Origin of the sequence: Maribrevibacterium harenarium (genome assembly GCF_006385675.1) — a bacterium.
In the GTDB taxonomy this organism is placed as follows: Bacteria; Pseudomonadota; Gammaproteobacteria; order Pseudomonadales; family Marinomonadaceae; genus Marinomonas; species Marinomonas harenarium.
This window is the reverse complement of sequence record NZ_VFRR01000011.1, coordinates 93,121-106,365: the sequence shown is the minus strand read 5'-3', so window position 1 is coordinate 106,365 and position 13,245 is coordinate 93,121. Positions and strand designations below refer to the sequence as shown.

The 13,245-nt window shown below is 47.9% G+C and carries 9 protein-coding genes; 6 read left to right on the top strand and 3 right to left on the bottom strand.

Annotation, left to right across the window (positions count from 1 at the left end; genetic code table 11):
* Positions 1 to 261: recombinase family protein (locus tag FJM67_RS07600; protein WP_181161441.1), on the bottom strand; the 261-nt coding region annotated here is incomplete at its 3' end.
* A 16-nt stretch (positions 262 to 277) separates the two neighbouring features.
* Positions 278 to 1,924 (bottom strand): putative bifunctional diguanylate cyclase/phosphodiesterase, encoded by a 1,647-nt coding sequence (locus FJM67_RS07595; RefSeq protein ID WP_140588190.1) that lies wholly within the window; start codon positions 1,922 to 1,924, stop codon positions 278 to 280.
* A 233-nt stretch (positions 1,925 to 2,157) separates the two neighbouring features.
* Between FJM67_RS07595 and trxC the strand changes: the two genes are divergently transcribed.
* From trxC to FJM67_RS07570, 5 genes are all read left to right on the top strand, one after another.
* Positions 2,158 to 2,598: a thioredoxin TrxC gene (gene trxC / locus FJM67_RS07590; protein WP_140588189.1), complete on the top strand. Its 441-nt coding sequence runs from the start codon at positions 2,158 to 2,160 to the stop codon at positions 2,596 to 2,598.
* Between the two features lie 124 nt (positions 2,599 to 2,722).
* A complete protein-coding gene (locus FJM67_RS07585) occupies positions 2,723 to 3,661 on the top strand; it encodes an ABC transporter substrate-binding protein (protein WP_181161449.1) in 939 nt (312 codons plus the stop codon).
* Positions 3,662 to 3,709: 48 nt separating this feature from the next.
* Positions 3,710 to 6,784: an EAL domain-containing protein gene (locus FJM67_RS07580; RefSeq protein ID WP_140588187.1), complete on the top strand. Its 3,075-nt coding sequence runs from the start codon at positions 3,710 to 3,712 to the stop codon at positions 6,782 to 6,784.
* Between the two features lie 312 nt (positions 6,785 to 7,096).
* Positions 7,097 to 9,283: a penicillin-binding protein 1B gene (gene mrcB, locus FJM67_RS07575; protein WP_235890014.1), complete on the top strand. Its 2,187-nt coding sequence runs from the start codon at positions 7,097 to 7,099 to the stop codon at positions 9,281 to 9,283.
* Between the two features lie 202 nt (positions 9,284 to 9,485).
* A complete protein-coding gene (locus tag FJM67_RS07570; protein WP_235890013.1) occupies positions 9,486 to 10,238 on the top strand; it encodes a substrate-binding periplasmic protein in 753 nt (250 codons plus the stop codon).
* Positions 10,239 to 10,300: 62 nt separating this feature from the next.
* On the opposite strand, the gene glgA is transcribed toward FJM67_RS07570, so the two are convergent.
* Positions 10,301 to 11,734, bottom strand: a complete 1,434-nt coding sequence (glgA, locus tag FJM67_RS07565; RefSeq protein ID WP_140588184.1) for a glycogen synthase GlgA — start codon at positions 11,732 to 11,734, stop codon at positions 10,301 to 10,303.
* 92 nt (positions 11,735 to 11,826) lie between these two features.
* Between glgA and glgC the strand changes: the two genes are divergently transcribed.
* Positions 11,827 to 13,089: a glucose-1-phosphate adenylyltransferase gene (glgC, locus tag FJM67_RS07560; protein WP_140588183.1), complete on the top strand. Its 1,263-nt coding sequence runs from the start codon at positions 11,827 to 11,829 to the stop codon at positions 13,087 to 13,089.
* Positions 13,090 to 13,245 lie beyond the last annotated feature (156 nt).

Sequence of the window (13,245 nt, the reverse complement as noted above, 5' to 3'; positions counted from 1 at the left end):
AGAGACAGTAGCGGATACAGCAATTCCTTGAGCATTTGCGAAGCTCAGGCAGCGGGCGATTTGACCATCTAAATCCTTTTTCTGATCGGAGCTGGAGACGCGACTATAAATAACCGCTTTAGACTCTCTAACAACCTCATCAACAATGATCGTGCCAGTAGGCAGCTGCCTTGCAGGCACAGGAAGCTTGCCGCTACGAAACTGGTTCCATGCGGTACGATAGCTTATTCCTTGTTTTCTTGCCCAATCTGAAAGCTTCATTTACACCAATATATTACTATGTATATACATACAGTAACATAAAATCAGCAACAGTTGCAAACCCCGTTGCTTCGGCCAATGGTATAAATTCATTGGGGAACACTAGCCCACGTTCTGGGTGATTCCAGCGTACCAGTGCCTCGGCCCCAACGATTTGCCCCAGCTTTATGTCAAATTGAGGTTGGTAATACAGCACAATTTCTTTGTTATGGATGGCGCGCGCTAGAGCTTGCTCCTCATTATGGGTATTCAGAGCAGTTTGCTTCATCTGCTCGTCGAAGCACTTGTATTGGTTTTTACCTTTTTGTTTTGCTTGGTATAAGGCCACATCTGCATTTTGCATTAATTCAAGAGTGTGGCTGCCGTTTTCAGGGAAGGTGGCAATACCCAGAGATGTGCTTAGACGAAATTCACGTTCACCGATGTGCATTAAAGCGCTTATGGCTTGCAGAATGCCCTCGGCTTTTTGCTCAGCCTGTTGGAGGTTAGCTAGATCAAAAAACACAATGGCAAATTCGTCTCCTCCCAGGCGAACTACCGTGTCGTTACCAGAGACGAGTCGTTGCAGACGCTCTGCTACTTTAATCAGAACTTGATCGCCCACATCGTGACCGATGGTGTCATTGATGCTTTTAAAGTTATCCAAATCGAAATAGATAAAGGCGCCATGTTGTCCTAGGGTGATGGACTCGCGCAGCAAATCTGAAAGTTTGTCATTCAAGTAGCGCCGATTGGGCAATCCTGTTAAGGGGTCGCGCAGCGCCAATTGTTGCAGCTCTCTGGTTTTTTCTGCCACTTGATGTCTTAGGCGCTGGGGTTGTAACAGGATTAGATAAAATGCCACCGCCAAAATTGCCGAGATTATGATGACCACTAGATAGCTGATGCTGGTTCTAGCAATAATAAACTCACTATTGTTGTGAGAAATGCACAGTTGCCATGTGCCGGTTGGTAGCACAATATCTGCTTGTACCATGCTTTGCTCGTCAACAGCATGATCGGAGTGGTAGAACGTCAGAGTGTCACCGCTGTCAGCATGTACCCTAGTTAAGGCAAAGCTGTAGCCCTCCTGTTCCAGTTCAATCAGTCGGCTCGCTTCCACTAAGTCTTTGAGAAAAATCAGTGCCGAAGCAAAGCCCCAGAATTGATTGCTATCCTCACCAATAAAAACGGGTGCGCGTACTATTACCGCTGTACCGCCCTGCACCAAAGATACCGGACCAAGCGCGATTAAGGAGCGCTCTTTAATGGCGAATTCTGCCGCCTCTCGGTAATCTGGGTTAGCCAAAATATCTAAGCCAATGGCGCTTTCATTACCTTTGAGAGGGTAAATATTGCTAATTATGCCGCCAGGGGCGAGTTGTAAGTTGGCGATGCCGCCAATGCTGTCCATGATGTTGGCCGCATAACTATCGAAATCACTGATATTGCCGTCACTTTGACTGACGGCGTGGGCCAGAATTTGTGTCGAGGTGAAGGCCGATGAGAGACGTCGTTCCAGTTCGGAAGCTTGTGTGCGGGCGATACCGCTGAGTAGTAACTTGTTTTCTTTGACAATGTTGTCGTTGGCGAGCTCGGTAAGATACCCGCCTATGCCTAAGGATAAGATAAAGACAAGGGCAGAAAACAGTAACGCCAAAGATTCCTTAAACCAACTGAGCAAGATAATTCGCTCCTTTTACAACAAACTCTTTAGGGCGTCTGGTGACATATAAAGTTAACACAACCACTTACCTTTATAGCAAAACCTAACAATAATGGACATTTTTTACTATGTTAAGACAAAATAGTGGCAATAATACGACACTACTTGGCACGATTTAATTTGACGACCGTTCGATCGAGATAAATTGTGTTATATCAATATTTTCTAGTGCTAATGGAGGAGAGCAAGTGATGAGTGATTTATGTCATTTGGCCTGTGGTAACTGCAATGCCTTAAATAAGTTTCCGCTTCAGCGGCTACAAGATGGGCCCAAATGCGGGAAGTGTAAGCAACCACTACTACTAACAACCCCATTAGCATTGACATCAGCAACCTTTGCTGCCCATGGTTTAAATGGTGACTTACCCGTACTGATTGACTTTTGGGCGCCTTGGTGTGGCCCCTGTCAAATGATGGCACCACAATTTGCCAGCGCGGCGCAGCAATTATTCGGCGAAGTGGTATTAGCGAAGGTCGACACGGAAGCGGAACCACAGCTTGGTAGTAAATACCATGTTCGGAGTATTCCGACTATGATTCTACTTTACCGAGGCAAAGAAGTTGCCCGGCAATCTGGGGCCATGATGGCGAAGGATATTGTCACTTGGGTGCGGCAGAACCTTCCAAAATGATTGGAAAAGCAAGTGTTCACCCTGAGGGTCATGTCTCTATTCTTCTGTATCATGCAGCGATCATGGCGAATTGTGTTAAGTCGACCAAAATAGGCGAGACCGTCTCATGCTAAGGATATCTCTGGTGGTTACATTGCTATTGGCTCTGCTGATTGGCGTGTATGGCCGTGCTATGTGGCAACAGACCAGAGAGCCCGTTGTTATTAGCGCTCATCCATGGCCTGGTTATGAGTCATTGTTTTTAGCGGAAGAGTTCGATTGGTTGCCGGAAGGGGTCATCTTACAGCGCAGCAATAATGCGACAGAGTCGATAGAGCGTTTGCGCCAAGGCGTAGTTGATGTGGCAGCACTGACATTAGACGAGGCGCTACGTTTAAATGAACAAGGTACGCCCCTGAAAATTATTGTGGTGATGGATGAATCCATCGGCGCGGATGTGGTCGTGGCGCAACCCCATGTTGCTGGCCTAGAAGAATTAGCAGGAATGCGCATCGCACTAGAGCAAAGTGCAGTGAGCAGCATCGTATTAGAGAATTTATTACGCAAGGCGAATCTTACCCAAGATCAAGTTCACTTGATTCTTCGAACGCCGGATCAACAAAACTACGGTTGGAGTTTTGGTAACTATGATTTGGCGATTACTTACGAGCCCTATGCCACTACTTTAATGCAGCACGGCGGCAAGCGACTATTTGATAGTCGTCAATTCCCTGGCATGATTTACGATGTTCTAGTGGTTCGCGACGATCTTTCTTGGTATCAGCAAATGGTGGTAAGCGATATAGTGGCGGCTCATTTTCGAGCGTTGGATTATATAAGGGTGAATCGAGAAGATGCCCTGCGTCGAATCGCTGCTTGGCGTGCTGTGAGCTATAGTGATACCCAAGCAATTTTTTCTGGTTTGTACTTACCTGGATTGGACAGCAATCGTGATTTGCTGTCGCCCGATGGGCCAATGGCAACAGCTATTGATTGGATTCAAAGTCACTTGTTACAGCATTCATTGCCCACCACCGAAAGAGACCGAATATTTGACGACCAGTTTTTGCCGGTCAAACCATAGCAGGATGATACTGTGCGTTTTTTAATTGTTTTTTTGTGTCTCCTCAGCATGCCGCTTGCGGCTCAAACATTACGTTTGGGCGTGCTGTCTTACCAAGATCGCCCTGATCTTGTCTATCGTTACCAACCGGTAGTACAGGAATTAAATCAGCGTCTCCAAAATATTGAGATTACGCTTACTGTGGCCGACTACGAGGCCATTCAAACAGGTATCGAGTCCCATCAATACGATTTGCTGATCGTTGATCCAACCTTGTATTTATGGATTCGTAGTCGGGATAGTCTGTCAAGCGTCATGGCAACCGTGTTTCGTTCCCGTAACGGCGAATCTACGAGTCGCTATGGTGGCGTGGTCGTAGTCCGTGCCGATCGGGCGACGCAAATTTCTTTCACTGCGTTAGATCAGTACCGCATAGTCACCCCCTCAACCCAATTTTGGGGCACCTATTGGGCCCAGTATTATGAGTTGTTTAGTCGAGGCTTGCCGGTACCCTCGGCGCAACAGGTCACTAGTCTCGGCACATCTCAGGCAACCGTTACCGCGATTCTAGAAGGAAATGCTGACGTTGGTTTTTTACGCACCGGTCAGTTGGAACGATTAATTGACAGAGGTGTAGTTAGTAGCGGTCAATTACAGGTACTAAACGAGCAGCGCCTCGCGAACTACCCTTACCACACTTCCACTCGTCTGGCGCCTGAGTGGCCAGTGATTGCCTTATCCCATGTTGATATTAATGCTGTTAGGGCGATTACTTCAGCGTTATTGAACCTGTCACCCGAAAACTCCACCATAGCCACTGCCGGCATCAGTGGTTTCGTTCCGGCTGTCGATTATCTGGTGGTGGAAAAAGCCATGCGCGAGCTGCGACTTGCCCCCTACGATTTTGAAGATCAACTCAATATCGTCGTGATCATAAAAACCTATCTTATCGGCATCCTAGCGTTGGTCTTAGTATTTTTGTTGCTCCTCATCGGCTTGTTCACCTTTAAGCGTCAAAGCAACGCACTGGCCAAAGCGGTTGCCAAAGAGCAAAAGCTACGCAAAGAGCAAGATCGCCACTTGCAACAACTCGGCTATTTGTTTGCCAGTAGTCCATCCGTCGTCTATGCACTCAATCCTACTACCTTACGAGCCCATTTTGTTTCAGCCAATTGTATGACCCTGTTTGGCATTAGTGCTGAAGAGATTTTGGCTACGTCAGATTGGTGGATAAATAGCATACATGAAGCAGATCGAGCTAAGGTGATAGCTCAAATGCAGCGGTGGCGTGAATCTGGATACCATGGTTCATTGCAGCACACCTATTGCATGCAAACACCAAACGGTTGGATTTGGGTGGAAGATATCCTTAATGGAATTCGTAATGAGGACCACGTGGTGATGGACTTAGTCGGTGCCCATACGAATGTCAGCGCCCGTAAGGAAGCAAATGGGAAACTGGAACTTGCGGCCAGTGTATTTGAAAATGCCCGGGAAGGGATTGCTATTACCGATGTGAATGGTTGTATTCTCGAAATCAACGGCGCTTTTACCCGTATTACCGGTTACAAACGTAATGAGATTATCGGTAAAAATCCGCGTATCCTAAATTCAGGTCGTCAGCCAGCCAGTTTCTACGAAAATATGTGGCAGCAGATCTTGTCACTCGGTTTTTGGGAAGGGGAGATTTGGAATCGACGCAAGGATGGGGTGATTTACGCCCAGTATCTTACTATCGCAGCGGTCTACGATGGTCAACGTAAAGTCAGCCACTACATATCTTTGTTCTCGGATATTACCCAGCAAAAAGAGAACGAGCAGCAGTTAGCCCATATTGCCTACTTTGATGCCTTGACCGGGTTGCCAAACCGTTCCAATTTGACACGACGCCTAGTGAGCGAGATGCAAACTGCTGACGGTACTAATCAGCGTTTTGCCTTAGGCTTCTTGGACCTAGATGGGTTTAAAGAAATTAACGATACCTTTGGCCATGATATGGGAGATCTGTTGCTGGTTGAAGTGGCTAAACGGATGCGTGCAACAGCCAATAAATCGGCTACCGTGGCGCGCTTTGGTGGTGATGAGTTTGTGATCTTGCTGCAACAGCAAGATGATGAAATTGAAGCTGAACGTGCCTACCAGCAGTTATTATCAGCCATTGGTGAGCCATTCAGAATTAATAATATCGACCTGCATGTTTCGGCGAGTATCGGTATCACTTTCTTCCCACAGGCCAAAGAAATTGATGCCGACCAACTCATTCGGCAAGCAGACCAAGCCATGTATCAGGCTAAAATCAAGGGGCGTAATCGCCTTTGTGTCTTCAACATTGATCAGGAAAGTAATTTGATCGAGCAGCACCGTTTGTTGGAGGAAATCCAGCTAGGTTTAGAGCGCGATCAATTTAGCTTGTTCTATCAGCCGAAAGTAAACATGAAAACCGGCGAAGTGTTTGGCTACGAGGCTTTGATTCGCTGGTTGCACCCGGTGCGTGGTTGTTTGGCTCCCGGTCAGTTTTTACCTTATGTCTATCAGCAGCCATTAGAACTGCAATTAGGGGAGTGGGTGCTGCGTACTGCATTAGAACAGCTGCATCAGTGGCGGCTACAGGGTTATCAGCAATCAATCAGTATTAATTTGGCGGGTTTCCAGTTGCAACAGCCGGACTTTACCCAGCGCTTGGCTGATGCGTTAGTGGGCTATCCTGATGATGTTGCCAAAGGTTTGGAATTGGAAATTCTCGAAACCAGTGCCATTGAGGACTTGGCCCACGTGTCTGGGGTAATTAATAGCTGTAAGGAATTGGGGATTCAAATTTCACTGGATGACTTCGGTACGGGATACTCGACATTAAGTCACCTGAAAGAGTTGTCTGTGGATATGTTGAAAATCGACCATGGCTTCGTCCGCAATATGCTTGAAAGTGAAGACGATTTGGCCATCGTAAAAGGTGTGATTGGGTTCGCGGATGCATTCCATCTCAAGGTAATTGCCGAAGGCGTCGAGACCCAAGCCCATGCAGATATGTTATTGGCCCTTGGTTGTGAACTCGGGCAAGGGTATCTAATATCAAGGCCGATACCACCCCATGATGTTCTTAATTGGTACGGGCGCTGGACGAACCAAACTAAGCCAAGTCATTAGTCACGTTTTGTCTACATAATTTTTATGATCTTGGCGAAGGCTGTTTGCTCCATGGGGCGGGGATTAATTCTTATATTTGTTGGCGCTTGCGTTTGAGACGGTTTTTCTTGGTCTGCGATATACAAGCTTAGTCTTGGTCTTTATACTCGCCCCATGACTAAATCCAAGACAGATTCTGCTAAGAAAACGCCTCGCAAAACAAGCCCCCAAGTTAAGCGCCGAGGGCCTGCCAAGAGACGCAGCTCTAAATCAAAACGTCGATCTTCATCCTTTTTTGCCCGTGTGCTAAAGCGTGCAATATGGCTAACTGTATTGCTAGCACTGTTGTCTAGTTTGCCATTGGGGATATGGGTTTGGCGATTAGATAAACAGGTGGTTGCCACCTTTGAAGGGCAGAAATGGCAGATTCCGTCAGAAGTATTCAGTGCGCCCACCATGCTCGAAAGTGGGCAACCATGGCGTCAGTCGGATTTGGTAGAGCTGCTACATCATGCTGGTTATCGCTTCGGTCGCAATAGTGAGAAAGTTGGCTGGGCCGCCCAGAGCAAGACAAGGGTAAGTGCACACTTACGTTCATTTTCAGATCATACTGGTACATCCCCCGCCAAACGAGTCATTTTCTCGTTCGAGAATGGTCAGCTAGCAATCCAAGACTTGGCAGGGCGCCCAATCAATCGGGTTTGGCTTGACCCAATTTCTATCGGCCATCTTTACGGTGGTAATTCGGAACAGCGTGAGTTACTTGCTTATGCTGATATTCCGCCTTCCTTTATTGATGTTCTTACTTTAACTGAAGATCGAGACTTTTTTTCCCATCATGGCATTTCCATTACCGGTATCGCTCGGGCGCTGTGGGTGAACCTTACTAGCGGCAGTCGCAGGCAAGGAGGGTCAACGCTGACCCAGCAACTGGTAAAGAATATGTTTTTGTCTTCAGAGCGCACCTACCAACGCAAACTGACAGAAATGTTGATGGCGCTGATTTTAGAGTATCGCTATGACAAGCAAACAATCTTGACCGCCTATGTGAATGAAGTCTACCTAACGCAGGTGGGGCGTCATGGGCTGCATGGCTTTGCCGCTGCCAGTCAGCACTTTTTTGGTCGTCCCCTAGCGGAGCTTTCTCTCGATGAAATGGCCCTATTAGTGGGGATGGTGAAAGGACCATCCCTGTATCACCCAAGTCGGAATCCCGAACGTGCCTTAGAACGGCGCAATGTGGTCCTGCAAATTCTGAATGAAAATGGGCGTTTACGTCCCCAAGACTACCAAAGATTGGTACAGCAACCGATCCGTCTAGCGGCCTTTTCTAAACAGCAACCGGTGTTTCGGGATTATCTAGATATGGTCGCAATGCAGTTGGGACGCGAGTTTGACGAAGAAACATTGGCGACCCAGAATTTGAAGATCTATACCAATTTGGATGTGCGTACCCAACTAGCTGCGACCCAAGCGCTGCTAGAAACTCAGCAACGATTGGTGCAACAACATCGGGAGCTGTCAGAGTTGCAAGGAGCAGTGGTTATCACCGATCGTCGCACCGGTGCAGTGCGGGCACTGGTTGGTTCCGCCGCTAAACTCTATACCGGCTTTAACCGCGCATTGGGCGCTGTACGTCCAATTGGTTCATTGGTAAAACCGCCAATTTATCTAGCCGCTATAGCTAGCGGGCGTTACACCTGGTGGTCAAGACTAGAAGATCAGCCGCTGCGCTTTGATTTGGGGGGGAGTTATTGGCAACCCGAAAATTATGATCGTCGTTATCATGGGGTCGTCCCCATGTACGAAGCCTTAGCTAAGTCCTATAACGTGGCGACCGTGGCGCTTGCCAACGAGTTAGGTTTTGATAGGGTAGCTCAGACCCTAAAAGAACTGGGCGTTAAACGTCCCTTTACTATGGTGCCTGCGGTAGCGTTAGGGGCAATTGAGTTATCGCCATTTGAGGTGGCCCGGTTGTATCAACCTATTGCCTCCGAGGGGCGCAGTAGCGAACTGGGTATAGTACGCTCTGTTACCGATGCGAATGGAAAAGTGCTAACCCGTTTTACGCCAAAAAGTGGCGCGCGCTTTAGTGATGCAGCCTTGAGCGTTACTCTAGCGGGGATGATGAAAGTGCCCGAACTGGGAACAGCCAAAGCAGCGGCAACCCAATTTCCTCATCTGCAATTTGCCGCCAAAACAGGGACCACCAACAACAACCGCGATAGCTGGTTTGTCGCAATTACGGATGAGTTGTCTAGTGTGATTTGGCTTGGTGATGATCAGAATAAAGCGTTACCGATCACTGGTAGTAGTGGGGCCCAGCAAGTCTGGATCGATTTTACTCGGCGGCGTCCACAGGCGTCGCTGGTGCCGCGTCTAGCTGGCGGGGCAGTATGGCAAAATGTCAGGGAAAGTGAGTTTGTCGAAGCCGGCGAGCGCTGTGACGATGGGATTCGCTTGCCCTTTGTGCGTGGCAGCGAGGCGGGTAGAGCAGATAGTTGTATTTGGAATTTCTAATGAAGTACTGATTCTGGTAATGGTTCCTTTGAAAAAGCGACAATTGGGTTTGAGTTTTGCAGGGGGCTGTGGTTATCTATTTGAATTATTTTTTCATATTTAAATGTGCCGTTCAGATTCTTGCGAGGTGTGTATGAGGCTGGCTCTTTCCCCATTAGTTTGTTTGGGACGAGCATTCTTGGTAGCGGCGGGATTTTCGTTTTTGACAGTCCATTCAGTCACTGCAGCGGAAGAATGTACTCAGTTAACCGCCACAGGGAATTCAGAGTATCCGCCATTTTTGTGGCGTCAGGCTGGCAGTAGACAATTAGATGGAGCGGTAGCCGATTTCGTAGGTGAGCTCGGTGAACGCATTGGTGTGACCGTGAATGTGGTAGATGTGGGACCATGGTCACGGGCGCAAGAGGAAGTGCGCAGTGGTCGAATCGACCTAATGGCGGGTGCTTTTTATACGACTGCCCGTTCAGATTATATGGAGTACTTCTCTCCCGCTATGCTCTATACCCGCAGTGTAGTGTGGCAAGGAAATCAACGACCATTTGAATTTCACCGTCGCTCAGATTTGAAGGGGCGTTGGGGCGTGACGGTCATTAATAATAGCTTTGGCCAGTCATTTGATGAGTATGCCCGTAAAAACCTGAATTTATTGACGGTAGCAAGTCTAGAGCAAGCCTTTAGTATGTTGTCGTCAGGACGTGCCGACTATGCTCTTTATGAGCGTTCGCCTGGACTTGCTTACCGGGATAAGTTGGGGTTTGAAGAACAAGTCATTGAAATTGATCCCCCCATAAGCTCTGAAGGGTTGTTTCTGACCTTTTCCAAAGCATCTCCGTGCAATACCCCCAAATTAAAGCAACGCATCGCTGATGCCTTGCGTGCTATGCATACGGAAGGAGTTGCTAAGCAAGCGGTGAAGGATGCCCTTGAGGAATGGAATCAGCTAAACACTAAATAGTGGTAAGAACAGTGAAAAATCGAAAAGAGAAACGGACGTTTCTCTTTTCGTTAGTCTCTGGCTTATCGGGGCATTAGGCTACGGTAAAGTTGCAACCAAGCACCGGTTTTGCTCTGCCAACTATGATCTTGACCCATGCCATTACGTTGGCGCTGTTGCCAAGCGTCTTGATCTCCCCATAGCGTTAAACAACGAGCAATCGCATAGCTTAAGTCCGCTCCATTGGCGTGTTCAAAAGTAAAGCCATTGGCGTCGCTGCCCCCTTCAAACACGGTATCCGCCAATCCTCCAGTCCGACGAACCAAAGGCAGTGTGCCGTATTTCAACGCATAGAGCTGAGTTAGACCACAGGGCTCAAACCGTGATGGAATCATAAAGACATCGGCGCCGGCCTGAATCCGGTGGGAGTAGCTTTCATCGTAACCGATACGTACCGCAACCTGATTGGGGTATTGTGCCGCTAGGTTTAAATAGTCTTGTTCTAGCCATTTGTCCCCTGAGCCCAGCACTACCAGTTTTGCTCCTTGAGCCAAAGCATGCTGCATGGCGCCAGGAATGAGGTCGAGCCCTTTTTGTTCGGTCATGCGACTGACTACGGCAAATAAGGGGGCATTAAGATCCTCAGGCAAGTCACTCTCTCGCAGTAAGGCAAGCTTATTTTGCTGCTTCTTATCTAGGGTCTCTAAGTTGTAATGCTGCTCAATATGAGCATCTTTTTCTGGCGACCATTCATCATAGTCTACCCCATTGAGAATACCATGGAGCCGATCTTGGCGTGGGCGCAAGGTGCTATCTAAACCATCGCCATATTCGCTAGTTAAGATCTCTTGTGCATAGGTGGGGCTTACTGTGGTAATAGCATCAGCAAAACACAAAGCCGCTTTTAAAGCGCTATAGCGCCCGTAAAACTCCATACCATGCAAGTTGAGCACATCCCCAGACAAACGTGTCTGGGCAAAGCTATCAAGCGGGAAACTACCGTTGTAGCGCAGGTTATGCACTGTGGTAACGATAGCAGGGTGGCGTAGTTTCCAACTCTTTAGGTAGGCCGCAGCAAAGCCAGTTTGCCAATCGTTTAAGTGCAGAATATCTGGCTGCCAGCCGTACAAATTGCCATATTGAGCTAGCGTAGCACAGACCCACGAGAACGCGGCAAAGCGGATATGGTTGTCCCAATAGTCATTACCAAATGAATCTAAGTAGGGGCCGCCTTCTCGTTCAAACAAAGATTGACATTGGACAAGAAAAATCGGGGTATTCGTTGCAGGAAGGTGTGTCTCTAGCAGAATAAGATCACCGACATCAAATGGGTTGCCAAGGTTGGTAGTACGCTGGGCTGGTGGGAGCTTTTCTACGATACCCCGGTAAGCCGGCATAATTAAGCGTACATCGGCACCTTGTTGACGAAGAGCCAGCGGCAGAGCGCCAGCAACATCGGCTAAACCACCGGTTTTTAGTAGGGGGTGTATTTCTGAAGCGGCGAATAGAATTTTCATAATACCGTTAACTTATTGATTTAGTGTATGCACAAGAGTATACCTAATTACGGACGTAAGTAGAGTTTAGCCACAAAAATATAGGTTCCGATATGGATTTGAATACCGCGCGCACGAAAACGCTTTCCCTGATTCTTGCTGGGGGACGAGGCTCTCGCCTAAAACACTTAACTGACCACCGCTCCAAGCCTGCCGTACCGATTGCTGGTAAATACAAAATTATCGACTTTCCCCTGTCTAACTGTATCAACTCTGGGTTACGCCAGATCGCGGTATTGACCCAATATCGTTCTCATACCTTGAATCAACATGTACAGCGGGGCTGGAACTTTTTACGCTCCGATTTCAACGAGTTCATTGAGCTATGGCCGGCCCAGCAACAAACCGGTGAGGACTGGTATCGTGGTACAGCGGATGCGGTATACCAAAATTTAAAAATGATCGACGAGCTTGACTCCGAGTTCATCCTAATTCTTGCTGGGGACCATGTTTATAAGCAGGATTACAGCATTATGCTGGCGGAGCACATCGAAAGCGGTGCAGATGTGAGTGTGGCCTGCATTGAAGTTCCGGTAGAAGAGGCGGATCAGTTCGGTATCATGCATGTGGATGAAGATAACAACATCATCGCCTTTGAAGAAAAACCGAGCAATCCGCCAACCATGCCAGGTAATCCGAAGGTATCCTTGGCAAGTATGGGGATCTATATTTTCAATACCCGCTTCCTGCGTGAAAATTTAGTCACCGATGCAGGAGACAATGACTCTAGCCACGACTTTGGTAAGGATTTGATTCCTTTGTTTGTCGGTAAATCCCGCATCAAAGCCCACCACTTCGCCAACAGCTGTATCAAAAATGAAAGCTATCCTGATACCCCTTATTGGCGGGATGTGGGTACTTTGACCGCTTACTGGGAGTCTAATATGGACTTGACCAAGCTGGTCCCAGAATTAGATTTGTACGACGAAAGCTGGCCAATCCGCACCACCCAGTACCAGCGCCCAGCGGCTAAGTTTAACTACAATTACGAAGAACGTATTGGTACGGCGCTAAACTCCGTGGTATCAGCGGGTTGTATCGTGTCAGGTTCTACCGTTGAACAATCGATTCTATTTAACAACGTGCGAGTCAATTCCTACTCCCACGTCAATAAGTCGGTGATATTGCCCCGTTGTGATATCGGACGTCATTGTCGTTTGACCCGAGTGGTGTTGGATTCAGATACCCGGATCCCGCCTCATACCGTCATTGGCGAAGATCCTGTAGCTGACGCGGAACGTTTCTACCGCAACAAAGATGGCATCGTTTTAGTGACACAAGAAATGATCGATAAACTGCCTCCGGTGGCTGAATAAACGTTTTAAAAACCCAGCATTAGCTGGGTTTTTTTATCCCCTCCGCCTGTGGATAACCCTCTTGGTGAATACATGATAAGTCGCGCAAAGTGAATACTGGCGCGACTTTTGACGTTTGGGTTAAATTCTCCCCAGTGCCTGTTGCAAGGGACTGTG

Bases quoted from the DNA above. Each gene is read 5' to 3' on its own strand.
- FJM67_RS07580 (WP_140588187.1), top strand. From the start codon at position 3,710: ATGCCGCTTGCGGCTCAAACATTACGTTTGGGCGTGCTGTCTTACCAA.
- glgC (WP_140588183.1), top strand. From the start codon at position 11,827: ATGGATTTGAATACCGCGCGCACGAAAACGCTTTCCCTGATTCTTGCT.
- glgA (WP_140588184.1), bottom strand. From the start codon at position 11,734: ATGAAAATTCTATTCGCCGCTTCAGAAATACACCCCCTACTAAAAACC.
- trxC (WP_140588189.1), top strand. From the start codon at position 2,158: ATGAGTGATTTATGTCATTTGGCCTGTGGTAACTGCAATGCCTTAAAT.